This window comes from Burkholderia sp. HI4860 (genome assembly GCF_002223045.2).
In the GTDB taxonomy this organism is placed as follows: domain Bacteria; phylum Pseudomonadota; class Gammaproteobacteria; order Burkholderiales; family Burkholderiaceae; genus Burkholderia.
The window spans coordinates 2,603,207-2,628,831 of the sequence record NZ_NKFO02000001.1 but is presented as its reverse complement, the minus strand read 5'-3'; the positions used below and the strand labels follow the sequence as shown (position 1 = coordinate 2,628,831).

Here is a 25,625-nt window from a genome sequence, read left to right as displayed (position 1 = left end):
ACGATGGTACCGATTCCGACGGTCATCGGGAAGCTGCCTGAAGACATTGACTGTCATCGGTATTGCCGATGACAATGCGCCATGCTCAATCCCGTCTGGCTCAACACGTTCGCGACCGTCACGAACTGCCGCAGCTTCACCGAAGCGGGCCGGCAGCTCGGGCTCAACCAGTCGAGCGTCAGCGAACACATCCGTCGTCTCGAGGAGAGCGTCGGCCGGCGGCTGTTCGTGCGCGACACGCATTCGATCGCGATGACGGCCGACGGCGAGGCGCTGCTCGTGCATGCGAACGTGATCCTGCAGGCGCTGAACCGCGCGGAATCGCAGTTTCGCAAGCCGAGGCTCAAAGGGCGCGTGCGCCTTGGCGCACCGGACGACCTCGCGCTCGTCGCGTTGCCGGACGTGCTCGCCGGGTTTCGCGCCGCGCACCCGGACGTCGCGCTGGAGATCACCACCGGCATGACGAGTCGGCTGTATGAAGGGCTGGACGCGGGCGCGCTCGACCTGATGATCGGCAAGCGGCGGCTCGGCGAACGGCGCGGCACGCCGCTCTTGCGCACGCGGCTCGAATGGGTCGCGCGGCCCGGCACCGTCGTCGATCCGGAGCGGCCGCTGCCGCTCGTGCTGGTCGCCGAGCCGAGCGTGACGCGCGCGATCGTCCTGAACGCGCTCGCGGAGAAGGGGATCGGCTGGGAGATCGTGTGCTCGAGCAGCAGCCAGCCGGGCTGCATCGCGGCGGCGCGCGCGGGGCTCGGCCTGACCGCGACGTCGCACTATCTGTCGACGCGCGGGCTCGCGCCGCTGGTCAACGGCGACGCGCTGCCGGTGCTGCCCGACATCGAGTTCATCGCGCTGGCCGCGAAGCGGCTCAGCCAGCCGGCGCGCACGCTGCTCGAATTGCTCGAAGCGAGCGACCTGAGCACGCCGGGCGCGCACGCCTAGCCAGCCCGCCGCGCACGAGGCGCCCGCATCCGGCGCCCGTGCGACGTGCGGTCACGCGGCCCGTTTCTGCGAAATCACGAGCAGCGCGCCGTTCTTGTCCTCCAGCACCGCGCGGTATTCGTGCGGCCCGGCCTGCACGGGCACGCGCACCGACGCGCCGGCCTTCACGACCCGCGCCATCGCCGCATACAGGTCGTCGTCCTCGTCCACGCGCAGCGTCAGCGCCGCGCGCTCGACGATCTGCTCGTCACCCGCGACCAGCGCGATCGTCAGCGGGCCGCCGTCGAGCGCGCAATAACGGTCGCCGTCGCGAAACTTCACGTTCAGGCCGAGTCCGTCGACGAACAGCGGCAGCGCCGTGTCGATGTCGTCGACCGGATACAGCAGCATCGATACCTTCATTCCCTCTCTCCGTTGTCGTTGGTCGGTGCGCGCCACGCGCCCGCCGTTCGATGCTAGCGCGCCGTCCGTGCGCTCACGCAGTCCGATCGGATGACGGTGAAACCCCTCTGTCCCCGCGGGCGCGCCGGTACTCCGAACAGACGATGCCCGCGCCCGTGCGCGCGCCGACACTTCCATTCGTGGACCGTCGCGCTTCGTCCGTATCGTGCGGGCGGCCTGCACGACCCCGACTCGTCCAACAACCATGGAGACGCACGCAATGAAGTTTTCCCTCATCTACGAAGCCCAGACCACCGACGCATCGCGCGAGGGCGACCACCGCGTATTCAAGGAGACGGTCGAACAGGCGCTGCTCGCCGAGCAGGTCGGCTTCGACACGATCTGGTGCGTCGAGCACACGTCGCTGACCAACTATGCGCACATGAGCGCGCCGGAAACCTTCCTTGCGTACCTGGCCGGCCGCACGACGCGCATCGGCCTCGGCCACGGCGTCGTGTGCCTGCCGCCGGCGATGAACCACCCGATCAAGGTCGCGGAGCGCGTCGCGCTGCTCGACATCCTGTCCGGCGGCCGCGTGCACTTCGGCGTCGGCAAGGGCGGCAGCCAGCAGGAGGCCGGCGCGTTCGGCTACGACCTCAACGAACTGCAGCCGATGATCGACGAATCGATGTACCTCGTGCCGAAGATGTTCGTGCAGGACGAGATCGAGCACGACGGCAAGTACATCAAGATTCCGAAGCGTCCGATCCACCCGAAGCCGTTCCAGGATCCGCATCCGCCGATGTACCTCGCGTGTACCAACACCGACGCGCTGCTGCGCGCCGGCCAGCGCGGGATGGGCGCGCTGGTGCTCGGCTTCGGCGGCCCCGACGAAGTCGCGAAGAAGAACGCCGTGTATCGCGAAGCGTGGGCGAACCGCAAGCCGGAAGACCAGGTCGGCTTCCGCCCGACCCAGCACCTCGCGGCGCTGTGCCCGACGGTCGTGATGGCCGACGGCCAGGCCGCCCGCAAGATCGGCATCCGCGGCCAGCGCTACTTCATGGAATCGCTCGCGTACTGGTACACGGGCGGCGAGCGTCCGGACCCGGCGAAGTGGGGCGACGACCTCGTGCAGGCCGATACCGGCGAGATGGTGATCCGCTCGCGCTTCGCGTCGGAGGAAGTCGTCGTGAACTTCGCCGACCCGGCGCTCGCGATGATGAACCCAAACCACGCGTACGGCACGGTGGACGACTGCATCGGCTATGTCGGCCGCCTGCAGGAAGCCGGCGTCGACGAAGTGCTGTTCCTGTGCCAGATGGGCACGGTGCCGCACGACGCGCAGATGGAGACGATCCGCAACATCGGCGAGCACGTGATCCCGTTCTTCAACCGCGAGAAGGAGCGCGCCTGCGCGTGATGCACCGGGCCGCGCCCGTCGTCCGGTCGGACGATGCGGCGCGCTCGCGCGAAGCCGACCATCGGTGGTGGCGAGCATCGCCCGCGGCCAGGCCGCGCCGGACAACTTTGAACGAGAGCGGGGCCCGCGCCGCGGCGCATCACCCGCTTCACAGGAGACATTCGTGCATCGCGACAACGATTCGAACGCACTGGCCGCCACGCTGATCGCCCGGGCCGAGGCACTGGCGCCGACGCTGGCCGGCCGCGCCGCGCAGGCGGACGCGCAGGGCCGCATCCCGGCCGAGACGATCGCCGACATGCAGGCCGCCGGCTTCTTCAAGGTGCTGCAGCCGAAGCGCTACGGCGGCTACGAGCTCGATCCGCAGGCGTTCTTCGACATCCAGATGGCGCTCGCGCGCGGCTGCATGTCGACCGCGTGGGTGTACGGCGTCGTCGGCGTGCACAACTGGCAGCTCGCGCTGTTCGACGAACGCGCGCAGCAGGACGTGTGGGGTAACGATCCGTCCACGCTGATCGCGTCGACCTACATGCCGGTGGGCCGCGTGACGCCGGTCGACGGCGGCTTCCGCCTGTCGGGCCACTGGAAGTTCTCGAGCGGCAGCGAACTGTGCGAATGGGTGTTCCTCGGTGCGCTGGTGCCGCCAGCCGTTGCCGGCCAGCCGCCCGAATACCGCACCTTCCTGCTGCCGAAAGCCGACTACCGGATCCAGCAGGACTGGGACGTGCTCGGCCTGCGCGCGACCGGCAGCCATGACATCGTCGTCGACGACGTGTTCGTGCCCGCGTACCGCACGCACAAGGCGATCGACGGGATGATGGGCACGAGCCCGGGCCTCACCGTCAACGACGCGCCGCTGTTCAAGCTGCCGTTCGCGCAGATCTTCGTGCGCGCGGTGTGCACGTCGTGCATCGGCGCGCTGCAGGGCGCGCTCGACGATTTCACCGGCTATGCGGCCACGCGCGTGTCGGCCAACAGCGGCGCGAAGACGACCGACGATCCGGGTGCGCAGAACGCATGCGCGAACGCGGCCGTCGCGATCGACGAGATGCAGGTGCTGCTCAAGCGCAATTTCGCGGAACTGATGGCGTCCGTTACCGGCGGCCCAGCCGTGTCGATCGAGCGCCGCGTGCATTTCCGCTACCAGTCCGCGCAGGTCGCCGAGCGCTGCGCGCAGGCGGCGAACGCGTTGCTGCGCTACGCGGGCGGCAACGGTATCTATCACCGTAATCCGCTGGTGCGCCGCTTCCTCGACCTGCATGCGGCCCGCGCGCACTACGCGAACAACGTGGACCGTTTCGGCCAGAACCTCGGCGCCGTGATGCTCGGCCGCGAGAACACCGACTTCTTCATCTGACGAGGCCGCGATGAACGACCCGCAAGCACCGCAATACGTGTTCGACGTGGTGGTCGTCGGTTCGGGCGCGGGCGCGCTGCTCGCGGCGTGCCGCGCGGCCGACCGCGGCCTGTCCGTCGTCGTGATCGAGAAGACGGCGCTGTACGGCGGCACGTCGGCCGTCTCCGGCGGCGGCATCTGGGTGCCGTGCAACCACCACATCGCCGAGCTCGGCGTGACCGATTCGCGCGAGGCCGCGCGCGGCTATATCGAAGCCTGCGTGGCCGGCGAATCGACGCCCGAGAAGATCGACACCTATCTCGACCGCGCGCCGGAGATGCTGCGCTACCTGGAAACGAAGACGCCGGTGCGTTACCAGTCGCTGCCGAAATACGCGGACTATTTCCAGAAGGTGCCGGGCGCGATGCCGGGCTACCGCGCGCTCGATCCGATGCCGTTCGACGGCGGGCTGCTCGGCGACGAACTCGACCGGCTGCGGCCGGCGTCGCCCGGCACGCTGATCGGCGGGCGCGTGGCGGTGACGTCGAAGGAGGCACATACGCTGTTCTCGCGCGGGCCCGGCTTCATGAAGCTCGCGATCGCGCAGTTCGGCCGTTACTGGCTCGATCTCGGGATGCGCCGCCGCACGCGGCGCGACCGGCGCCTGACGCTCGGCAACGCGCTGATCGGCGGGCTGCGCCGTGCGCTGCTCGACCGTAACGTACCCGTGTGGCTCGACACGCCGATGCGCGACCTGCTCGACGTGGACGGCCGCGTGACCGGCGTGCGCGCGCAGCGCTTCGGGCAGCCGGTGACGATCGCCGCGCGACGTGGCGTGATCCTCGGCGCCGGCGGTTTCGAGCGCAACCAGCCGATGCGCGAGCGCTACCTGCCGCAGCCGACGCAGGCGCAGTGGAGCGCGACGCCGCCGGCCAACACCGGCGACGCGATCGCCGAAGGCCACCGGCTCGGCGGCGCGCTGGCGCTGATGGCGCACGTGTGGGGCGCGCCGACGGTCGGTGTCGCCGGCGAGGAGAAACAGCGCGCGCTGTTCGTCGAACGCAACCTGCCGGGCTGCGTGATCGTGAACCGCCTCGGCAAGCGCTTCGTCAACGAGGCCGCGCCGTATTCGGAATTCGTGCCGGCGATGTATCGCGACCATGCGCGCACCGGCGCGAACGTGCCGGCCTGGATGGTGTTCGACGCGCGGTTTCGCCGCAAGTATCCGTGCGGGCCGATCATGCCGGCGTCGATGATGCCCGATTCACGGATTCCGGCCGCGTTTCGCGACGTGATCGTGAAGGCCGACACGATCGACGCGCTCGCCGCGCGCATCGGCGTCGACGCGGCCGGCCTGCACGACACGCTGCGCGACATGGCGCGCTATGCGGCCACCGGGATCGACGAAGCGTTCGGCAAGGGCGACAACCTGTTCGACACGTACTACGGCGATCCGCGGAACCAACCGAACCCGTGCCTGGGGCCGGTCGACCAGGCGCCGTTCTACGCGGTGCGGATCGACGCGGGCGACATCGGCACGAAGGGCGGGCTCGTCACCGACGTGCATGCCCGCGTGCTGCGCGCCGACGGCGAGCCGATCGACGGCCTTTATGCGATCGGCAACACCAGCGCCTCGATGATGGGCGCGAGCTACCCCGGCGCGGGCTCGACGCTCGGTCCGGCGATGACCTTCGGGTATCTCGCCGCCGACCACCTGGCTGCGCGCGCGGCCGACGCCGGCGGCCAGCCCGCCCGGCCTTCCACGACTGAACTTGACGGAGTCCAATGATGAGCGATCTCACCCCCCATCCGCTGCGCACCGACATGCTGCTCGCGATGCGCCGCCTCGCGCGCTCCGTCACGGTCATCAGCAGCGCGCACGACGGCCGGCGCTACTCGATGTCCGCGACGGCGGTCGATTCGCTGTCGACCGATCCGCCTTCGCTGCTGATCTGCATCAACCGCAGTGCGTCGCTGTATCCGCCGCTCGATGCGGGCGCCGGGTTCTGCGTGAACGTGTTGTCGGCGGCGCACGAAGGCATCGCGATCGACTGCAGCGGCCGCCTGAAGGGCGAGGCGCGCTTCACGACCGGCGACTGGCACACGTCGGCGCTCGGCGTGCCGTATTTGCGCGACGCGCAGGCGAGCCTCGTGTGCGAGCAGGACGGCCGCTTCGAATACGGCACGCACACGGTGTTCATCGGGCGCATTCGCGAGGTGCTGATGAGCGGCGACGTCGATCCGCTCGTCTACCTCGACGGCGCCTACACGACGCCCGGCGCGCCGGTGGCCCGTGCGGCCGCGTGACGTGGGGAGCCGGACATGAGCGATCCGCGCTTCCATCGGCTGACCGTGGCCGACGTGATTGCCGAAAGCGACGACGCGTGCTCGTTCGTGTTCGACGTGCCGGCCTCATTGCGCGACGCCTTCGCGTACCGGCCCGGCCAGTTTCTGACGCTGAACGTGCCGTGCGCGGACGCCATCGTCACGCGCTGTTATTCGCTGTCGAGCGCGCCCGGCATCGATGCCGCGCCGAAGATCACCGTCAAGCGCGTGCGCGACGGCCGCGCATCGAACTGGCTGTGCGACCGCGTGAAGGCGGGCGATGCGCTCGACGTGCTGCCGCCGGCCGGCGTGTTCACGCCGCGCTCGCCCGATGGCGACCTGCTGCTGTTCGCGGGCGGCAGCGGCATCACGCCGGTGCTGTCGATCCTGAAATCGGCGCTCGTGCACGGACGCGGGATGCTGACGCTGATCTACGCGAACCGCGACGAACGCTCGGTGATTTTTCGCGCCGAGCTGCAGCAGCTCGCGCAGCGTCATCCGGGCCGCGTGCGCGTGATTCATTGGCTGGACAGCGTGCAGGGCATCCCGCAGCAGCGCCATCTCGAGGAACTCGCGCGGCCGTTCAGCCAGCAGGAGACGTTCATCTGCGGGCCCGCGCTGTTCATGGAGAACGCGCTGGCCGCGATGCTCGGCCTCGGGTTGCCGCGTTCGCGGGTCCATGTCGAGCGTTTTGCTTCGCTGCCCGATGCGCCGGCGCAGGCGCCGGCGTCGGCTGATACGACGGCGTCAACTGTCGCAGCGGCGGTCTCGGCATCCGGCGATGGCGCGGCGATCGAGACGGTGCTCGATGGCGATGCGTTCGCGTTCGACAGCGCCCCTGGAGAAACGCTGCTCGACGCGATGCTCCGCGCGGGCGTGCCGGCGCCGAATTCCTGCCGGATGGGGCAATGCGGCGCGTGCATGTGCCGGATCGAGCGCGGCGAGGTCGCGCTCGACAGCAACCACGTGCTCGATGACGACGAGATCGCGGCCGGCTGGACGCTCGCCTGTTGCGCACGGCCCGCGAGCGACGCGCTGCGCGTGGTGTTTCCCGACTGAGCCGTCGCGCGCCGGCGGCGCGCACGGCCACCCTGATCTATGACGATGGACAACGAAATCCTGACCACGCCCGCGCTGATCGCCCGGGCAGCCGCGCGCCACGGCGCGCATCCGGCGATCGAGTCGGAGCATGGCCGGCTGACCTACGCGGAACTCGATGCGGCGCGCGTCGCCGCAGCCCGCGCGCTGCTCGCGAGCGGTATCGAGACAGGCGACCGCGTCGCGGTGTGGGCGCCGAACCTGCCGGAATGGATCGTCGCGGCGCTGGCGATCCACACCGTCGGCGCGATCCTCGTGCCGGTCAATACGCGGATGAAGGGGATGGAGGTGGGCGGCATCCTGCACGACGGCGGCGCACGGCTGCTGTTCTGCTGCGGCACCTTCCTCGGCGAATCCTATCCGGCGATGCTCGCGCCGCACCGGCCCGCGACGCTCGAGCGCGTCGTCGTGTTCGACGGCGAGCCGCCTTCAGGCGCGCGCGACGAGACCTGGAACGCGTTCCTGGCGCGCGGCGCCGAGGTGCCGCTGGGCGCGGTGCGCGAACGCGAGGCGCAGGTCACGCCCGACACCGTGATGGACCTGATGTTCACGTCCGGCACGACGGGCCGCCCGAAGGGCGTGATGACCGCGCATGGCCAGAACCTGCGCGCCGCGCAGGCATGGGCGGCGATCGCCGGCGTACGCGCCGACGACCGCTACCTGATCGTCAATCCGTTCTTCCACACGTTCGGCTACAAGGCCGGCTGGCTCGCTGCGCTGTCGAGCGGCGCGACCGTGCTGCCGCATCTCGTGTTCCAGCCGGCCGACGTGCTGCGGCGCGTCGCCGACGACCGCGTGTCGGTGCTGCCCGGCCCGCCGACGCTGTACTACGCGCTGCTCGACGCGCCCGAGCGCGCGACGCGCGACCTGTCGTCGCTGCGGATCGCGGTGACGGGCGCGGCGGCGATCGCGCCGAGCCTGATCGAGCGGATGCGCGCGGAGCTCGGCTTCGAGACGGTGCTGACCGGCTACGGGCTGACCGAATCGTGCGGCTTCGCGACGCTGTGCCGCGAGGGAGACGATGCGGAGACGGTTGCCTATACGTCGGGGCGTCCGATGCCGGACGTCGAATTGCGCATCGCGGGTGAAGGCGGTGAACCGCTCGGCCCGGAGGAAACTGGCGAAATCTGGGTGCGCGGCTACAACGTGATGCGCGGCTACTTCAACCAGCCGGACGCGACGCGCGAGACCGTCGACGCGGACGGCTGGCTGCATACGGGCGATCTCGGCTGCGTCGATGCGAACGGCAACCTGAAGATCACCGATCGCATCAAGGACATGTTCATCGTCGGCGGCTTCAACTGCTATCCGGCCGAGATCGAGCGCTTGCTCGCCGCGCATCCGGCGATCGCGCAGGTCGCGCTGGTCGGCGTGCCCGATACGCGGCTCGGCGAAGTCGGGCATGCGTATGTCGTGCTGCGGCCGGGCGCGCACGCCGACGCCGACGAACTGAACGACTGGGCGCGCCGCAACATGGCGAACTACAAGGTGCCGCGGCATTTCACGTTCGTCGAGCAACTGCCGACGAGCGCGGCCGGCAAGGTGCTGAAGTACCGCCTGCGGGCAGGGATCGACGCGGCGGCCTGAGCGCCGATGCATCACACGAACGGGATGAACGCATGAACGACAACGGGTTTCCGCAGGGCGCGGTGCTGGTGTTCGGCGGCAGCGGCGGGATCGGGCAGGGTGTCGCGCTCGAGTTTGCGCGTGCCGGCGTGCCGGTCGCGCTGGGCTATCGGAGCAAGGCCGACGTGGCCGAGCGCGTCGCGCGCGATATTCGCGGCGAAGGCGTCGCGGCGACCACGCACTGCGTGGACGTGACCGATCCCGCCCTGGTCGAGGCCGCGCTCGCGGCGGCGATCGGCGCGCATGGCCGCGTGCACACGGTCGTCTGGGCGGCCGGGCCGTTCGTGAACCAGCGTCACATCGGCGACATGACGCACGACGACTGGCGCCGCGCGATCGACGTCGAGACGGTCGGCTTCTTCGTGGCGGCGAAGGCTGCGTTGCCGCACTTCCGTGCGTCGGGCGGCGGCTCGTTCGTGACGCTAGGCTCGGCCGGGCACCTGCGCTGGCCGGATCGCGACGGGCTGTCGGTGGCGCCGAAGGCGGCGAACGAGGCGCTGGTGAAAGGGCTGGCGCGCGAGGAGGGGCGTTACGACATTCGCGCGAATTCGATCCTGGTCGGCGTGATCGAGGCCGGGATGTTTCCGGTGCTGCTCGAACAGGGGCAGTTCGACCAGGCGTGGATCGACGAGACGCAGAAGATGCTCGCGCTCAAGCGCTGGGGGAAGGCGCACGACGTCGGGCGGGCGGCGGTGTTCCTGGCGTCGGACCGGGCCAATTACATCACCGGGCAGCAGTTGAGTGTTTCTGGGGGGTATGGGTTGTAATTCGGCCGACCGAACGTGACGGGCTGGCCGCTCGTTGCGAGCGGCCTTTGCATTTCCGATTCGCCTGACGGCCCTGCTACCGATGCTCGATGTGTTGCACCTTCGCAAGCACTTCCGGATAACGCTTTGCCGAGGTTTCCGGCCGGACTGAGGGAGCGCTCACAGCATTGCACCCGCTCCGCTCATCGCTGTTCCCCATGACCTTGTCGCGAAGCCGGATGTAGGGCTGCTCGACGAACCTGTATGTCAGATGTGCGAATGCGAAATAGAAGCCGGCGAGGGTGACATACAGGATGAGTGTCGTGCGATGACTTTCGATTGACCATCCGTATTTTGCAAACATGCCGAGCACCAGTGTCAGCATGCAGATGTGTCCCAGGTAGAGGGAGTACGAAATCCGGCTGGTCCAGTCGATGAAACGATCGAGCAGACGACTGCCCGACGTGCGAATGGTCATCGCTGCGGGAAGCAACGCTGCGATGACGACGGACAGCATCGGGTATGCCATGGTGCGGACGATGGCGTTGGTGACGAGATAAGGCGCACCGCACGCGAAGTAGAGCGTCAGGGCGGCAAAAATCGGCAACGCAAATTTCCAGTGCGATGCAAGACGCGCAAACTGTTTCGGTCGTTCGATGCGGATATACGCAACGATTACCCCAACGAACAGGGAATCCAGCCGGCACAAGACGATGGATCGAACATGACGATCGACATCCGATAGCGACTGGGCATGCCAACCAAAAAGGATCCTTGCGACAAGCGGGCCAACGATGAACACGGCGCACGTTGCGAGCATCGCACGTCCGTTCGACTTCAGCATGCCTGCGGCGGCGAGAAATACGCACGGGAGCAACAGGTAGAACCATTCTTCGACGGCCAGGCTCCACGAGTGCTCGAAGAATGGTCCTATCGGCCACGCCAGATTCTGGAGAAAGAGGAAGAACGGCCAGGCGACGTCGAGCGATGCCGGGCCGTGGTAGTCGAATCGTAGATAGACGAGCAGGAAGAAGGCATAGAGCGGGAGCGTGCGTGCCCAGCGGCGCTTCCAGAAATCAAGCACATCGCCAGGGGCCTTGAGCCTGCCCGCTTTCCGGGACCGGATCAGTACGCTGCCGATCAGGAACCCGCTCAGAACGTAAAAGATCTCTACGCCGATCGTTCCCTGTGCCGAGAAGTACCATCGCAGCCACGCCGGCGGCGCCCCGTGCGCCACGGTATGGCTGGCCAGAACGAGGAGGACCGCGAGCGCGCGCAGTATATCTAGCCCGAATACGCGCTGACTATTGGGGGGCGGAGCGGACTTCGTCATCGGTAACGTAGGTGGGTTGGACGCCGAAGTGTAAATCAACCTGGTGGTCAGAAACGCTGGGTCCCCAGAAGGAACTGCGACGCCATGACGATGCGGGTTCGCACCTGGATCGAACGCATGGCTGCATCCGGAAAACGTTGCCGGATCTGCACGGCAGGCGGTAGCAATGTCCGATTGCGGTCGCCATGCCGCGATTCCGACCGACCGGTTCGGACTGTCGAATTCAGGGGGCAGGAATGCGCGAGTGGTGAATCGTTCCGATGGGTGCGACTGAATTGAATAGCCGCACCCGCGTCGCCGATCAGAGTTTGCGCATCACGCAACCAATATGGTCAGCGCGATCAGGGGAGAGCGTTTCGATCGTCGCCAGGCCCTCGATTTCACGGCAGATACTGAACGTCTCGCTTCGATTCGAGATCAGGAAATCGCGCCCGTCGACGTGGAAGTTCCATTGGTGGAAGCCTTCCCAGTTCTCGTTCAGCGCCTCGTTCGCCGCATGCTCGGTCGCAATGAAGCCACCGCGTTTCGTCACGGCGACCATTTGCCGAAACGCTTCGACCGGATTGTAGCTGTGGTCAAGCGTGTTTTTCGCATAGGTCAGGTCGAACGTGTTTGCCGGAAACATCGTGGTCAGGCATTCGCTTTCGCACTGCCGGGTTTTGATGAGGGGAAGCCCCGAGGGAAAATCCAGGCGGCTGTACAGATCGCCCAGCGCATCGACGGCGGTGATGTCCAGCGGCATGCCGTTCATCTTCTTGCCCAGCACCGTCATCGGGCCGGCGCCCACGTCGAGGATCTTCGGATTCGGAATGCCATTCAGCAGCTCGGCTATCCACGGATGTACTTCGGTATCGGGGTTGATGCGGAACTGAAAATCTTCCGGCCACGGACCGCCCTTCGTATCCAACCACTTCGACCAGAATTCGATTTCGTTATCGATTCCGCTAGACCACTGCAGTTTTTGCATTGTGTCCGTCCAGAGGGTATGGACGGTCGATTCTATCATCCGCCGGCAGGCTGTCATCGGTCGACGAAACTTCGGGCGATGCGGGGATCGGTGCGGTGTACTGACCGGCCGCTGCTCACACGACGACCCTTTCGCGCAGCATGCGTGAACCGGCATCCGTATTCGCCCTGACTTGCCGGTCACGCTTGTGTATCGGCCTCGCACGCGCCCTGTGCGAGGTCACACCTTTGCAACGTTTCTTCGAAGCGTGCGGCCACGCCCGATCGACGGTAGCGGAGGCGGATGTGCGCTGACGCCCGGCAGGCCTTGTTCGGCGTGCATCGCGATATCGATGCGTGCGCACACAATCGCGCGCTGCGGTGTCTCGTGCCGAATATCGATGCGTTCCTGAAACATTTCTCCCGATTCCGCCCTGCACGACGGCGAGCGTTTGGCTGCGACGCTTGCTGCACGTCGATTGGCGTGGCATGGCACGTGCCTTGCGGTGGACCCGGTGCCGTCAGTGCAGACGAATCTCGCCAGAACGATCAGGGCATCGGCGGCACGCAACGACATCGAAACAAACGGGGAATCGGATCGGGTCGCGGACGCCGCGCATGTCGTATCGGCCATGCGCAAGAGGCAACGCGTTCCCGATCCGTCGAACAGCAAGCGTGCTTGCGAGGTGTCGTGCCGGGGTTCGCGTCACGCGTGGCGGCACAGGCCGCATGCGTTGGCGAGGCGCGCCCGGCACATGTCGGGGGAGGCGCCCGTGAAAATGACGGTGAACCAGTGGGCAGCGTTCGCGGTGACGTGCGCCGCGAGCATGCATGTCCTCGCGCAGGAGATCTACGTGCAGGGCGGCACGCAGGGCGTCGGCATCGGCGCGGCCGTGAGCTTCAATTCGATGCTGGGCGCGCACGCGGACTTCAACGCGATCGATCTTTCGCATGACTTCACGGTGGCGGGCAATCGCTATCAGGACGACCTGAAGCTGCGCCAGGGCGGCCTGTACGCGGACATCTTTCCGTGGCGAGGCAGCGGCTTCCGCGCGACGCTCGGTCTACGCTTCAACGACGACGATCTCCGTGGCGTATCGGTGCCGACCAACGGCACGTACGTGTTCGGCGGCAAGCACTATCCTGCGATGCCGGGGATGAACGCGGTGGCGGAAGCGAGCTACCCGACCGTGATGCCGTACTTCGGGATCGGCTACGGGCACCGGCCGGCGTCGAAGGGGCTGGGCTTCGTTGCCGACCTCGGCGTGGCGTACGGGATACCGAAATGTTCGTACACGCTGTCGCCGGAACTGGCGGCCGCGGCAGGGCCGGCGAAGAGCCAGGTCCTGGCCTCGAGCGGGCTGGATTCGCTGCGGCAGGTGATGTCGCGCTATCGGTGGTACCCGGTGTTGCAGATCGGGATTTCGTATCGGTTCTGAGCGGTTGCGCTCCCGTTGCGTGTGCCTTCGACGGATGGGATGACTAGCCGATCGGCTGTCTTTCCCGTCGTACCGATCCGGCTTACCTTGCACCCAGCAGTTCGACGTGTCGGACGTGCGGCGCATGCCGAAAGGATTCACGCGGCCCGTTGCCGTTCGCCGATGTCAACCACCGTCCTTCCTCTGTCAACGGATGTGATAGCAATGATTGCAATTGGCCGTCACGGCGCTATCATTGATATCAACCTGGATGGGGGGAATCATGGCAAATCTACTGGTGCGTAACGTGGATGACAGTATCGTTCAGAGCCTGCGCGAGCAGGCTGCGGCAAATGGGAGGAGTGCCGAGGCCGAACACCGGGCCATTCTGGCCGCTGCGCTCGGCCGGCCGAAGCGAAAGACATTTGCGCAAGTGCTGATGAGCATGCCCGATGTGGGCGACGACGCGGATTTTCAACGTGTTCAGGATTCCGGCGAGGCCAGGCGTGTATTTGATTGATACGAATGTCATCAGCGAAATCAGGAAGGGCAAGCGAACCAACCGTGGCGTGCGGGCGTTCTTCGAGCAGGCCGCAGCGGATGCGAGTCCGCTTTATCTGTCCGTCGTAACGGTTGCTGAACTTCGCCGCGGCGTCGATCTGATTCGTCATCGCGGCGATCACCCACAGGCGTCCGCGCTCGAGGCATGGATGGCGACGATTCTCGCCGGCTATGCACCGAACATCCTGCCGGTCGACATCGAGATCAGCCAGATGTGGGGCCATTTGCGCGTGCCCGATCCGACGCATGAACTCGACAAGCTGATCGCGGCCACCGCGCTGATCAACGATCTCACCGTGGTGACGCGCAACGTCGACGATTTCTCGCGCACCGGCGTGCGGTTGCTGAATCCGTTCGACTAGCCGCGCGGCGGTCATCGGGTGTCGGCCTCCGCATGCAGGCGTTTCGCAAGGCCGTCGAGCGACCCGTCCGAACCGTTTCTTTCCACCTCGTATAATCGCGCGGAAAATCAATCAAAACGAACGGGGTCGCGATGACGCTTTACGCACAACAACGATGCCGATACGGCACGATGCTGTTCAATTCCAATGACGAGTTCGTGGGGCGCAGCCTGTTGTTGTACGGCGAGTGGTCCGAGCCCGAGCCGTTCCTCTTCGCGCAAGTGGTCCGCGAAGGCGACACGGTCGTCGAGGCAGGTGCGAATATCGGCTCGCACACGGTGATGCTGTCCCGGGCGGTCGGGGAGCGCGGCACCGTGTATGCGCTCGAGCCGCAGCGTCATACGTTCCAGTTGCTCTGCGCGAATCTCGCGCTGAACCAGCGCTTGAACGTCCGCGCGCTGCAGTGCGCGGTCGGCGATGCGGAAGGCACGGTGTCGTTCCCGGTCTTCGATCCGCGTTCGCCGAACAACTTCGGCGCGTCGTCGCTGCTCGGCGCGAATCTCGACACCGAACCGGTACCGCTGCGCACACTCGACTCGCTCGACTTGCCGCGGGTCGATTTCCTGAAGGCCGACGTCGAAGGCTTCGAGCCGAACCTGATCCGCGGCGCGCGCGACACGCTCCGCCGGCATCGTCCGATCGTCTATCTGGAATACTTGAATCACTACACGGGTGACGGCTCGAAGGCGTTTCTCGAGAGCTTCGCGGCGCTCGACTACCGCGTCTGGTATTTCATCACGCCCGTGTTCAATCGCCTCAACTTCCTCGGCAATCCGGAGAACGTGTTCGACGGCATCTGGTCGTTCGACCTCGTATGCATTCCACGCGAACGCGGCGAAATGCACGGACTCGTCGAAGTGACGCCTGACAACGAAGGCGTGTGCGTCGATCCGGATACGTGGCGGCGCGTGCGGTTCGCGCCGGCATGAAGCGCAGCGCGGGGATTCGGGCATTGCGCCGCCGGCTCCCCGTGTCGACCGCCGGATGCGTATCGAAGGCCGCACCGGCATGCGCGTAATGACTTTCGTGCCGCTGCGAATGCCCGGGTCAGACAGTCGATGAACTGATCCCTTTTCCGGTTCGCAAGAATTCAGCAACAACCCGGCAACAACCCGACGGCAAGCCATCCGGGTTTTCCCGGCCCTTCCGCGTGCCCGCGCCGTCCCACCGGGCGTTCGCGAACCTCCCGTTCCCCGCCGCCTCTCGTCCCAACAGACGATGTAACACCACCCCCGACCGGCCAGAATCCTTTCACGAACAACGGATTCTGAACGAGGAGGAGGCCGACATGATCGATGTCCGTGCGCTTGGCTATGTCGTCGTCGAGGCGACCCGCGTCGATGCGTGGCGCCGCTACGCGGAAGACGTGCTGGGCATGCAGGCGATCGACGCGCCCGACGGCGCGTTGTACCTGAAGATGGACGAACGCGATTTCCGCTACGTGATCGTCCCCGGCCAGGCCGACCGCTATTTCGCGTCGGGCTGGGAACTGCCCGACGGCGCCGCGTTCGACGCCGCGCTGGCGGCCCTGCAGCGCGCGGGCGTCGAGCCGGTGCGCGCCAACCGCGACGAAGCCGCGCTGCGCCGCGTGCAGGCGATGGCGTGGTGCACCGACCCGTCCGGCAACCGCCACGAGCTGTACTGGGGCGCGCGCTGCGACTTCTGCCGCTTCGTGTCGCCGCTGGGTGTCCCGCACTTCGTCACCGGCGACATGGGGCTCGGCCACGCGGTGCTGCCCGCGCCGCAGTTCGACGCGACCGACGCATTCGTGCGCGGCGTGCTCGGCTTCGAGCTGTCCGACATCTATCGCGTGAAGTTCACGCCCGATCCGGCCGAACCCGAGAAACGCATTCACTTCATGCACTGCCGCAACGCGCGCCATCACAGCCTCGCGCTGTTCGAGATGGCCGTGCCGTCGGGCTGCGTGCACGTGATGGCGGAAGTCGACTCGATGGACGAAGTGGGCCGCGCGCTCGATCGCGTGGCCGCGCACGACGTGAAGCTGTCCGCGACGCTCGGCCGCCACTGCAACGACCAGATGATCTCTTTCTACATGAAGACCCCCGGCGGCTTCGATCTCGAATACGGCTTCGGCGGCCTCACGGTCGACTGGTCGAAGCACGCGGTGTTCGAGGCCACGAAGGTGAGCCAGTGGGGCCACGATTTCAGCATCGGATACCGGTAAGCCAGCACGATGACGATGAAACCTCTCGACAAGACGATGTCCGCGCGCGACGTGGTCGCGCAACTCGCCGACGGCATGACGATCGGCATCGGCGGATGGGGGCCGCGGCGCAAGCCGATGGCGCTGGTGCGCGAAATCGCGCGCTCGAACCTGAAGGACCTGACGATCGTCGCGTACGGCGGCGCCGATGTCGGCCTGCTGTGCGCGGCGAACAAGGTGCGCAAGGTGGTGTTCGGCTTCGTGTCGCTCGACGTGATTCCGCTCGAGCCGCATTTCCGCCGCGCTCGCGAGCAGGGCCGAGTCGACGTGCTCGAACTCGACGAAGGGATGCTGCAGCTCGGTCTGCGCGCGGCCGCCGCACGCTTGCCGTTCCTGCCGACGCGCGCCGGGCTCGGCACCGCGCTGCTCGATCACGCGCCGCAACTGCGCACCGTGCAATCGCCGTACGACGACGGCGAAACGCTGCTCGCGATGCCCGCGATCGAACTCGACGTCGCGCTGCTGCACGTGAACGCGGCCGACCGGATGGGCAACACGCGCATCGACGGCCCGGATCCGTTCTTCGATGCGTGGATGGCGCGGGCCGCACAGCGCTGCTACGTGTCTGCGGAAACGGTCGATGCGTCGCTCGCGAGCGAGGACCTCGACGCCGCCAAACGTAACCCGTTCGAGCGCTCGCTCGTCACCGGCGTCGTGCATGCGCCGGGCGGCGCGCACCCGACGTCGTGCGGGCCCGCCTACGGCTGGGACCTGCCGCACCTGCGCGCGTACTGCGCGAGCGCGGAAGACGATGCAAAAACGACGGCGTACCTGCGCGACGTGGTCGGCCAGGACGAACGCCGGTACCTCGAAGGCGTCGGCGGCCTGTCGCACGTGACGACGCTGCCGTTGCCGATTCTGTAAAGGAGCGCCTGTGAGCGAATCTCTCGACCATTCCCTCGCGGAACTGATGATCGTCGCGTCCGCGCGGCTCTGGCGCGACGACGGCGAAGTGCTCGCGACCGGCATCGGCACGGGCCCGCGGCTTGCGGCCGGCCTCGCGCGGCTCGCATACAACAACGGGCTGATGCTGACCGACGGCGAAGCGTATCTCGTCGAGGAGCCGGTGCCGCTCGGGCCCCGCCCCGACGGCTATCGCGTGAAGGCGAGCGGCTGGATGACCTACGAGCGCGTGTTCGACTGCCTGTGGCACGGCCGCCGCCACGCACTCGTGATGCCGACGCAGATCGACCGTTTCGGCCAGGCCAACATCTCGTGGCTCGGCGACGACTACGCGCACCCGAAAACCCAGCTGCTCGGCGCACGGGGCTTCCCCGGCAACACGACGAACCACGCGAACTCGTTCTTCGTCAGCGGCCACGGCAAGCGCACGTTCGTCGAGAGCGAAGTCGACATGGTGTGCACGGTCGGCTACAACCCGGCGCGCCGGCTGCCCGGCATGAAGACCTTCGTCGACCTGCGCAGCATCGTCACCGACCTGTGCGTGATGGATTTCGGCGGGCCGGACCATGCGATCCGCGTGCGTTCGCTGCATCCGGGCGTGAGCTTCGACGAGGTGCAGGACGCGACGGGCTTCCCGCTGGTGGCCGCACCCGACCTCGGCACGACGGCCCCGCCGAACGCGGAAGACCTGCGTATCGTCCGTGCGCTCGATCCGCACAACCTGCGCGCGACGATCGTGCGCAACAATCCGGCGCCGCGCCGGGGATGAGGTCAGACATGGAAGCGACCCAGGTGACCTTCGGCGACGGTGTCGTCGATTACGCGGTCGAGAACGGCATCGCGACGATCACGATGAACCGCCCCGAGTATCACAACGCGCAGAACTCGAAGATGACGTATGCGCTCGACGCGGCGTTCCGGCGCGCGGCGCACGACGACGCGGTGAAGGCGATCGTGCTCGCGGGCGCCGGCAAGCATTTCTCGGCGGGCCACGACATCGGCACGCCGGGCCGCGACATCCACGAGTCGTTCGATCGCGCGTCGCTGTGGTACGACCACGTCGACAAGGAAGGCGGCGAATTCCTCTATGCGCGCGAGCAGGAGGTGTACCTCGGGATGTGCCGGCGCTGGCGCGACCTGCCGAAGCCGACGATCGCGATGGTGCAGGGCGCGTGCATCGCGGGCGGGCTGATGCTCGCGTGGGTGTGCGACCTGATCGTCGCGTCCGAGGATGCATTTTTCGCCGATCCGGTCGTGCGGATGGGGATTCCGGGCGTCGAGTATTTCGCGCATGCGTACGAGCTGAACCCGCGCATCGCGAAGGAATTCCTGTTCCTCGGCGAGCGGATGCCGGCCGAGCGCGCGTACCAGATGGGGATGGTCAACCGCGTGGTGCCGCGCGAGCGGCTGCGCGACGCGGCCTACGCGATCGCCGCGAAGATCGCGACGATGCCGCGCCTCGGGCTCACGCTGACCAAGCAGGCGCTGAACCACGTCGAGGAGCTGCAGGGCAAGCGCGCGGCGATGGACGCGGCGTTCGCGTGGCATCACTTCGCGCATGCGCACAACGAACTGGTGAGCGGCGATCGCCTCGGCGGCTACGACGCGCGCAGCATGGCCAGCTCGCAGCGCCAGCCGAACGGCGCGGACCGCGGCGATACACAGGCTCAGACGCAGGCACCGGTTGCCGTCAACGGAGCCGCCGCATGAGCACGACGCTGCATACGCCTTTGTGCGACCTGCTCGGCTGCCGCTATCCGATCGTGCAGACCGCGATGGGCTGGGTAGCCGATGCCCGGCTCGTCGCGGCCACCGGCAACGCCGGCGGCTTCGGCTTCCTGGCCGGCGCGACGCTCGAACCCGACCAGGTCGAGGCCGAGATCCTGAAGGTGAAGTCGCTGACGGACCAGCCGTTCGGCATCAACTTCCACATGTTCCAGAAGAACGCGCAGCAGGTCGTCGAACTGGCGATCAAGCACCGGCTGCGCGCGGTGAGCTACGGCCGCGGGCCCGATGCGAAGACGATCCGCCGCTTCAAGGAGGCCGGCATCGTCTGCATGCCGACCGTCGGCGCACCGAAGCATGCGGCGAAAGCGGTCGAACTCGGCGCGGACATCGTCACCGTGCAGGGCGCGGAAGGCGGCGGCCACACCGGCTCGGTGCCCACCACGCTGCTGCTGCCGAAGGTGCTCGACGCGGTGCGCGTGCCGGTGGTCGCGGCCGGCGGGTTCTTCGACGGGCGCGGGCTGGCGGCCGCGCTCGCGTACGGCGCGGCCGGCATCGCGATGGGCACGCGCTTCCTGATGAGCGCCGAATCGCCGGTGCCGCGCGAGACGCTCGAACGCTACGTCGCGGTGGGCGACCCGGCGCGCATCCGCGTATCGGACGCGCTCGACGGGCTGCCGCAACGGATGATCGACAACCCGTACCTGCTGAAGCTCGAACGCTTCGGGCCGCTGCGCCGCACGTGGTTCGCGTTGAAGACGGCGGAAGCCTGGCGCCGCCAGAACGGCCTGAGCACGGGCGACATGCTCGGCCTCGCGATCAAGGCGCTGCGCTCGCACGACTACACGGCGAGCCAGACGCTGATGGCCGCGAACGCGCCGTTCCTGATCCAGCGCGCGATCGTCGAGGGCCGCCCGGATGAAGGCGTGCTGCCGAGCGGCCAGGCGGCCGCGATGATCGGCGCGATCGAATCGTGCGACGCATTGATCGCACGGATCGTCGCGGACGCCGGCGAGCGGCTCGACGCACTGGCCGCGCTGCGCGGCGCGCCGGCCGCACAGGCCGCGTGAACACAATCACAGGGAGGCAGAGGAGATGACAGCATCCAACCAACCGGCCGGCGCAACGCCGTTCCGGATCGATCGCGCGGACGGCATCGCCGAACTCGTGATCGCCCATCCGCCCGTGAACGCGCTCGACGCGCAGGGCTGGCATGCGCTCTCGCACGCACTCGACACGCTCGGCGAGGACGACGACATCCGCGTGATCGTCATACGTGGAGAAGGGCGCGGCTTCTGCGCGGGCGTCGACATCAAGGAACTGGCCGCGCATCCCGAGCGGATCGTCGCGGTCAACGCGGGCAACTACGAGACGTTCCGTGCGGTGCACCGCAACCCGAAGCCGGTGATCGCGGCCGTGCACGGCTTCGTGCTCGGCGGCGGGATCGGCATCTGCGGGGCGGCGGACATCGTCGTCGCGGCCGATTGCGCGCGTTTCGGCGTGCCCGAGATCGACCGCGGCGCGATGGGCGGCGGCGCGCACCTGCAGCGGCTGTTCGGCGTGCAGAAGGTGCGCGCGATGTACTTCACCGGCGACATGATCGACGCGGCGGAAGCGTACCGGCTCGGCGCGGTCGAGCAAGTCGTGACGCGCGACACGCTGCGCGACGCCGCGCTGGCGATCGCTCGCAAGATCGCGGAGAAGAGCCCGGCGATGGTGCGGCTCGCGAAGGAGGCGTTGAACGGCGTCGAGGACGGCGATCTCGAGGACAAGTATCGCTGGGAGCAGGGCTTCACGCTGCAGGCGTACATGACGAACGACTCGACGGAAGCGCGGGCCGCGTTCGTCGAGAAGCGCGATGCGCGTTTCGATGCGCAGGCAACCGCCGGGGAGGCACGCGCATGAACTTGACCTATACGCCGCAGCAACAGGCGTTTCGCGCGGAGATCCGCGCCTGGCTCGCGGCGCACGTGCCGCGTGAGCGCTTGCCGAGCTTCGACACCGAGGCAGGCTTCGCCGCGCACCGCGAATGGGAGCGCACGCTGCACTCCGGCCGCTGGAGCATGGTCACATGGCCGCGCGAGCTGGGCGGGCGCGGCTGCGACCTGATCGAGTGGCTGATCTTCGAAGAAGAGTACTGGGGTGCCGACGCGCCGATGCGCGTGAACCAGAACGGCATCTTCCTGCTCGGCCCGACGCTGATGGATTTCGGCACGGCGGAGCAAAAGGCGCGCTTCCTGCCCGCGATGGCGGCCGGCGAGCACGTGTGGGCGCAGGGCTGGTCGGAGCCGAACGCGGGTTCCGACATGGCCGCGATCCGCACGACGGCCGCCCGCATCGGCGACGAGTACGTGCTGAACGGCCAGAAGATCTGGTCGACGCGCGCGGTGTGGGCCGACTGGCTGTTTGGCCTCTTTCGCAGCGATCCTGAATCGTCGCGTCACCACGGGCTCACGTTCCTGATGGTGCCGCTGTCCGCGCCGGGCATCACGGTGCGGCCGATCCGCCAGCTGAACGGGCAGACCGGCTTCGCAGAAATCTTCTTCGACGACGTGCGCGTGCCGGTCGAGAACCGGCTCGCGGCCGAAGGCGCGGGCTGGCAGGTCGCGATGGCGACGGCCGGGTTCGAGCGCGGGCTGATGCTGCGTTCGCCGGCACGCTTCCAGCGCACCGCACAGGCGCTGCGCGACCTGTATCTCGCGCACCGTGACAGCACCGATCGCGATCCGACGCTGCGCGAACGCGTGGTGCAGGCATGGATGGATGCGCAGGCGTATGCGCTGTCGACCTACGCGACCGCGAGCCGGCTGCTGAAGGGCGGTCATATCGGCGCGGAATCGAGTACCAACAAGGTGTTCTGGTCGGAACTCGATCTGCGCATGCACCAGACCGCGCTCGACATCCTCGGCGCGCACGGCGAGGTCGTCCCGCAGACGGCCGCGCAGCACGCGACGCTCGGCCACTGGCTCGACGGCTTCCTGTTCGCGCAGGCCGGCACGATCTACGCGGGCACCAACGAGATCCAGCGCAACATCGTCGCCGAACGGATGCTCGGCATGCCGCGCGCGTAAGCGCGCCGGCGCCACTCTTACAGAACGGACATCGTATGGATTTCGTATTCGATGAAGACCAGGAAGCGCTCGCGGACAGCGTGAAGCGCTTGCTGATGACCGAGATGACGCCCGAGCTGATCCGCGAGCTGTGGGCCACGCCGACCGGGCGTTCGGACGACCTGTGGGCGCTGTTCGCGTCGCAGGGGCTGACCGCCGTGTCGGTGCCCGAGGCGCACGGCGGCCTCGGCCTGACCGAAGCGGAATGGGCGCTCCTCGCGCAGGCCTACGGCTATTTCGGCAGCCCCGAGCCGCTGCTCGACACGGCGCTCGTGTCGGCCGGCGTGCTGGCGCGGCTGCCGGCGAGCGACTGGCGCGATGCGCTGCTGCGCGACATCGCCGAAGGACGTGCGCGCGTCGCGCTCGTGCATCCGGTGAATCCGTATGCGGCCGACGTGCACGTCGCGCAGACGCTGCTGTGCGAGCACCGAGGCGAGCTGCACCGCGTCGACCCCGCGCAGTGCGCGTGGCGTGCGGTCGACAGCGTCGACCCGTCGCGGCGGCTGTTCACGCTCGACTGGGAGCCGTCGGCGGCCACCCGCATCGCGAGCGCCGACGAAGCCGCGCCGCTGCTGAACCGCGCGCTCGACCACGGCGCGTTCGCGGTGGCCGCGCAGCTGCTCGGCCTCACGCAGCGCGTGCTCGACGTCGCGATCGACTACAGCGCGCAGCGCAAGCAGTTCGGCAAGGCGATCGGTTCGTACCAGGCGCTCAAGCACCTGCTCGCCGATGTCGCGATCCGCTACGAGTTCGCACGGCCGGTGGTCGCACGTGCCGCGCAGGCGATCGCCGACGATCACCCGCAGCGCGCGGTATTCGTGTCGCACGCGAAGCTCGCGGCGACGTCGGCCGCGCAGCTCGCCGCCCGCCACTCGATGCAGGTGCACGGCGCGATCGGCTACACGTGGGAGCTCGACCTGCAGATCTTCATGAAACGCATCTGGGCGCTGTCCGGCAGCTGGGGCGACAGCGCGTTCCACAAGGCCCGCGTGGCCGACGCGATCCTCGGCGACGCGTTGCCGATCGGCCCCGCACAGACCTTCGACCTCGAGGAATTGAACTGATGAGACAAGCCTATATCGTCGACGCGCTGCGCACGCCGACCGGCCGTCGCAAGGGCGGGCTTGCGCACGTGCATGCGGCGGACCTCGGCGGCTTCGTGCTGAAGACGCTGGTCGAGCGCAACGCGATTCCCGCCGATGAATACGACGACGTGGTGTTCGGCTGCGTCGACACGATCGGCCCGCTCGCGGGCAACATCGCGCGCACCTGCTGGCTCGCGGCCGGGCTGCCGCTACAGGTGCCGGGTGTGACGGTCGATCGCCAGTGCGGCTCGTCGCAGCAGGCCGTGCATTTTGCCGCGCAGGCCGTGATGAGCGGCGTGCAGGACGTGGTGGTGGCCGGCGGCGTGCAGACGATGACGCAGATCCCGATCTCGTCCGGGATGACCTGCGCGGCGCCGCTCGGCTTCAACGATCCGTTCTCGGGCAGCACCGGCTGGCGCGCGCGCTTCGGCGACGCGCCGGTGTCGCAGTTCGTCGCCGCGCAGCGGATCGCCGATCACTGGAACCTGTCGCGCGACGCAATGGAGCGCTATGCGCTCGAAAGCCACCGCCGCGCGGTGGCGGCGATCGAGGCTGGGCATTTCAAGCGGGAAATCGTGCCGCTCGAAGGCGTGCTGCACGACGAAACGCCACGCCCCGACACGTCGCTGGAGAAGATGGCGACGCTCGAACCGCTGACGCCGGGTGGCTCGCTGACGGCTGCCGTCGCGAGCCAGACGTGCGACGCGGCCGCCGCGCTGCTGATCGTGTCGGAGGAGGCGTTGAAGCGCTACAACCTCACGCCGCGCGCACGCATCCATCACCTGAGCGTGCTCGGCGACGATCCGCTGTGGATGCTCACCGCGCCGATTCCCGCGACGAAGGCTGCGTTGAAGAAGAGCGGCCTCGACTGGTCTCGGATCGACGTCGTCGAGATGAACGAGGCATTCGCATCGGTCGCGCAGGCCTGGCTTGCCGATACGCGTTTCCCGCACGAAAAGACCAACCCGAACGGCGGGGGCATCGCGCTCGGCCATCCGCTCGGCGCGACCGGCGCACGGCTGATGACGACGCTGCTGCACGAACTGGAGCGCACGGGCGGCCGCTACGGGCTGCAGACGATGTGCGAAGGCGGCGGCCTCGCGAACGTCACGATCATCGAGCGCCTGTGAGCGCGCCACCTTTCACGATCCACGAGGCACAAGCATGGGAATCTGTAACGGACGCACCGTCATCATCACCGGCGCGGGCGGCGGGCTCGGGCGCGAATACGCGCTGGCGTTCGCGGCCGAAGGCGCGGCGGTCGTCGTCAACGACATCCGGCACGACGCCGCGCAGGCGGTCGTCGACGAGATCGCACAGCGCGGCGGTCGCGCGCTTGCCAATGCGGACGACATCACGCGGGTCGACACCGCACAGCGGATCGTCGACGCGGCACGCGAAGCATTCGGCGACGTGCACGTGCTCGTCAACAACGCGGGCATCTGCCGCGACAAGATGTTCACGAGCATGACCGAAACCGACTGGGACGACGTGATGCGCGTGCACCTGCGCGGCCACTTCTGCCTGTCGAGCGTGCTGGCGCGCGTGTGGCGCGATGCGGCGAAGGCGGGCAACCCGGTCGACGCGCGGATCGTCAACACCAGTTCGGGCGCCGGGCTGCAAGGCTCGATCGGCCAGTCGAACTACGGCGCGGCAAAGGCTGGCATCGCCGCGCTCACGCTGATGCAGGCAGCCGAGCTACAGCGTTACGGCGTGCGCGTGAATGCGCTGGCGCCGGCCGCGCGCACGTCGATGACCGAAGGCGTGTTTGCCGACATGATGAAGAAGCCCGAGGACGGCGGCTTCGACTATTTCGATCCGGCCAACGTCGCGCCGCTGGTCGTGTGGCTCGGCAGCGCGCTGTCGGCCGACGTGACGGGCCAGGTGTTCGAGGTCGCTGGCGGGATGATCGCGGTCGCGGAAGGCTGGCGCACCGGCCCGAGCGTCGATCGCGGCGCGCGCTGGGCGGCGGCCGAGGTCGGCCCGGCGGTGGCACGGCTGCTCGCCGCTGCGCGCCCCGCGCAGCGCGTGTACGGGAGCTGAGAA

The 25,625-nt window shown here is 67.8% G+C and carries 26 protein-coding genes; 22 read left to right on the top strand and 4 right to left on the bottom strand.

Going from position 1 to position 25,625, the window contains the following annotated elements; translation table 11 throughout:
* Positions 1–81 precede the first annotated feature (81 nt).
* A complete protein-coding gene (locus tag CFB34_RS11730; protein WP_089442341.1) occupies positions 82–942 on the top strand; it encodes a LysR substrate-binding domain-containing protein in 861 nt (286 codons plus the stop codon).
* A gap of 51 nt (positions 943–993) precedes the next feature.
* Here the strand turns inward: CFB34_RS11730 and CFB34_RS11725 are convergent, their stop codons facing one another.
* Positions 994–1,344 carry a VOC family protein gene (locus CFB34_RS11725; protein ID WP_011355015.1) on the bottom strand — a complete coding sequence of 117 codons (351 nt, stop codon included), beginning with the start codon at positions 1,342–1,344 and terminating at the stop codon, positions 994–996.
* A gap of 259 nt (positions 1,345–1,603) precedes the next feature.
* On the opposite strand from CFB34_RS11725, the gene CFB34_RS11720 reads away from it, so the two are divergent.
* The 7 genes from CFB34_RS11720 to CFB34_RS11690 all read left to right on the top strand — a co-directional run bounded on the left by CFB34_RS11720 (position 1,604) and on the right by CFB34_RS11690 (position 9,895).
* Positions 1,604–2,743, top strand: coding sequence for an LLM class flavin-dependent oxidoreductase (locus CFB34_RS11720; RefSeq protein ID WP_069252948.1), 1,140 nt, complete (start codon positions 1,604–1,606; stop codon positions 2,741–2,743).
* Positions 2,744–2,906: 163 nt separating this feature from the next.
* The gene (locus CFB34_RS11715; RefSeq protein WP_089442342.1) at positions 2,907–4,100 is read left to right on the top strand and encodes an acyl-CoA dehydrogenase family protein; all 1,194 of its coding nucleotides are present in this window, start codon (positions 2,907–2,909) and stop codon (positions 4,098–4,100) included.
* A gap of 10 nt (positions 4,101–4,110) precedes the next feature.
* Positions 4,111–5,868 carry an FAD-dependent oxidoreductase gene (locus tag CFB34_RS11710; protein WP_089442343.1) on the top strand — a complete coding sequence of 586 codons (1,758 nt, stop codon included), beginning with the start codon at positions 4,111–4,113 and terminating at the stop codon, positions 5,866–5,868.
* Positions 5,868–6,386, top strand: coding sequence for a flavin reductase family protein (locus CFB34_RS11705; RefSeq protein WP_081421049.1), 519 nt, complete (start codon positions 5,868–5,870; stop codon positions 6,384–6,386). The genes CFB34_RS11710 and CFB34_RS11705 overlap by 1 nt, the downstream gene beginning before the upstream one ends.
* A 15-nt stretch (positions 6,387–6,401) precedes the next feature.
* Positions 6,402–7,463, top strand: coding sequence for a ferredoxin--NADP reductase (locus CFB34_RS11700; RefSeq protein WP_089442344.1), 1,062 nt, complete (start codon positions 6,402–6,404; stop codon positions 7,461–7,463).
* Positions 7,464–7,502: 39 nt separating this feature from the next.
* Complete coding sequence (locus tag CFB34_RS11695; RefSeq protein ID WP_089442345.1) at positions 7,503–9,089, top strand: FadD3 family acyl-CoA ligase; 1,587 nt, start codon at positions 7,503–7,505, stop codon at positions 9,087–9,089.
* Positions 9,090–9,121: 32 nt separating this feature from the next.
* On the top strand, positions 9,122–9,895 hold the full coding sequence (locus tag CFB34_RS11690) for an SDR family oxidoreductase (protein WP_089442346.1): 774 nt from the start codon (positions 9,122–9,124) through the stop codon (positions 9,893–9,895).
* A 76-nt stretch (positions 9,896–9,971) separates the two neighbouring features.
* On the opposite strand, the gene CFB34_RS11685 is transcribed toward CFB34_RS11690, so the two are convergent.
* The 3 genes from CFB34_RS11685 to CFB34_RS11675 form a co-directional block, all read right to left on the bottom strand.
* Positions 9,972–11,207 carry an acyltransferase gene (locus tag CFB34_RS11685; protein ID WP_089442347.1) on the bottom strand — a complete coding sequence of 412 codons (1,236 nt, stop codon included), beginning with the start codon at positions 11,205–11,207 and terminating at the stop codon, positions 9,972–9,974.
* Between the two features lie 301 nt (positions 11,208–11,508).
* A complete protein-coding gene (locus tag CFB34_RS11680) occupies positions 11,509–12,174 on the bottom strand; it encodes a methyltransferase domain-containing protein (protein ID WP_179243736.1) in 666 nt (221 codons plus the stop codon).
* A gap of 219 nt (positions 12,175–12,393) precedes the next feature.
* The gene (locus CFB34_RS11675; protein WP_179243735.1) at positions 12,394–12,570 is read right to left on the bottom strand and encodes a hypothetical protein; all 177 of its coding nucleotides are present in this window, start codon (positions 12,568–12,570) and stop codon (positions 12,394–12,396) included.
* A 337-nt stretch (positions 12,571–12,907) separates the two neighbouring features.
* On the opposite strand from CFB34_RS11675, the gene CFB34_RS11670 reads away from it, so the two are divergent.
* The 14 genes from CFB34_RS11670 to CFB34_RS11605 all read left to right on the top strand — a co-directional run bounded on the left by CFB34_RS11670 (position 12,908) and on the right by CFB34_RS11605 (position 25,622).
* A complete protein-coding gene (locus CFB34_RS11670; RefSeq protein ID WP_089442349.1) occupies positions 12,908–13,591 on the top strand; it encodes a hypothetical protein in 684 nt (227 codons plus the stop codon).
* Between the two features lie 262 nt (positions 13,592–13,853).
* A complete protein-coding gene (locus CFB34_RS11665) occupies positions 13,854–14,090 on the top strand; it encodes a DNA-binding protein (RefSeq protein WP_089442454.1) in 237 nt (78 codons plus the stop codon).
* The gene (locus tag CFB34_RS11660) at positions 14,077–14,493 is read left to right on the top strand and encodes a type II toxin-antitoxin system VapC family toxin (RefSeq protein WP_242808598.1); all 417 of its coding nucleotides are present in this window, start codon (positions 14,077–14,079) and stop codon (positions 14,491–14,493) included. The genes CFB34_RS11665 and CFB34_RS11660 overlap by 14 nt, the downstream gene beginning before the upstream one ends.
* A 170-nt stretch (positions 14,494–14,663) precedes the next feature.
* Complete coding sequence (locus CFB34_RS11655) at positions 14,664–15,461, top strand: FkbM family methyltransferase (protein ID WP_242808597.1); 798 nt, start codon at positions 14,664–14,666, stop codon at positions 15,459–15,461.
* A gap of 359 nt (positions 15,462–15,820) precedes the next feature.
* Positions 15,821–16,717, top strand: coding sequence for a VOC family protein (locus CFB34_RS11650; RefSeq protein WP_089442352.1), 897 nt, complete (start codon positions 15,821–15,823; stop codon positions 16,715–16,717).
* A gap of 9 nt (positions 16,718–16,726) precedes the next feature.
* Positions 16,727–17,620: a CoA-transferase gene (locus tag CFB34_RS11645; protein ID WP_046547957.1), complete on the top strand. Its 894-nt coding sequence runs from the start codon at positions 16,727–16,729 to the stop codon at positions 17,618–17,620.
* A 10-nt stretch (positions 17,621–17,630) separates the two neighbouring features.
* Positions 17,631–18,428, top strand: coding sequence for a ketoacid CoA transferase (locus CFB34_RS11640; RefSeq protein ID WP_089442353.1), 798 nt, complete (start codon positions 17,631–17,633; stop codon positions 18,426–18,428).
* A gap of 8 nt (positions 18,429–18,436) precedes the next feature.
* Positions 18,437–19,369, top strand: coding sequence for an enoyl-CoA hydratase (locus tag CFB34_RS11635; RefSeq protein WP_089442354.1), 933 nt, complete (start codon positions 18,437–18,439; stop codon positions 19,367–19,369).
* Positions 19,366–20,454, top strand: coding sequence for a nitronate monooxygenase (locus tag CFB34_RS11630; RefSeq protein WP_089442355.1), 1,089 nt, complete (start codon positions 19,366–19,368; stop codon positions 20,452–20,454). The genes CFB34_RS11635 and CFB34_RS11630 overlap by 4 nt, the downstream gene beginning before the upstream one ends.
* A 25-nt stretch (positions 20,455–20,479) precedes the next feature.
* Positions 20,480–21,289, top strand: a complete 810-nt coding sequence (locus CFB34_RS11625) for an enoyl-CoA hydratase family protein (RefSeq protein ID WP_089442356.1) — start codon at positions 20,480–20,482, stop codon at positions 21,287–21,289.
* Positions 21,286–22,455 (top strand): acyl-CoA dehydrogenase family protein, encoded by a 1,170-nt coding sequence (locus CFB34_RS11620; RefSeq protein WP_089442357.1) that lies wholly within the window; start codon positions 21,286–21,288, stop codon positions 22,453–22,455. Before CFB34_RS11625 ends, CFB34_RS11620 begins: the two co-directional genes overlap by 4 nt.
* A 35-nt stretch (positions 22,456–22,490) precedes the next feature.
* Positions 22,491–23,558: an acyl-CoA dehydrogenase family protein gene (locus tag CFB34_RS11615; protein WP_089442358.1), complete on the top strand. Its 1,068-nt coding sequence runs from the start codon at positions 22,491–22,493 to the stop codon at positions 23,556–23,558.
* Positions 23,558–24,709: an acetyl-CoA C-acetyltransferase gene (locus CFB34_RS11610; protein ID WP_089442359.1), complete on the top strand. Its 1,152-nt coding sequence runs from the start codon at positions 23,558–23,560 to the stop codon at positions 24,707–24,709. The genes CFB34_RS11615 and CFB34_RS11610 overlap by 1 nt, the downstream gene beginning before the upstream one ends.
* A 34-nt stretch (positions 24,710–24,743) precedes the next feature.
* Entirely contained in the window at positions 24,744–25,622 is an 879-nt protein-coding gene (locus tag CFB34_RS11605; RefSeq protein WP_089442360.1) for an SDR family oxidoreductase, read from the top strand.
* Positions 25,623–25,625: the final 3 nt, after the last annotated feature.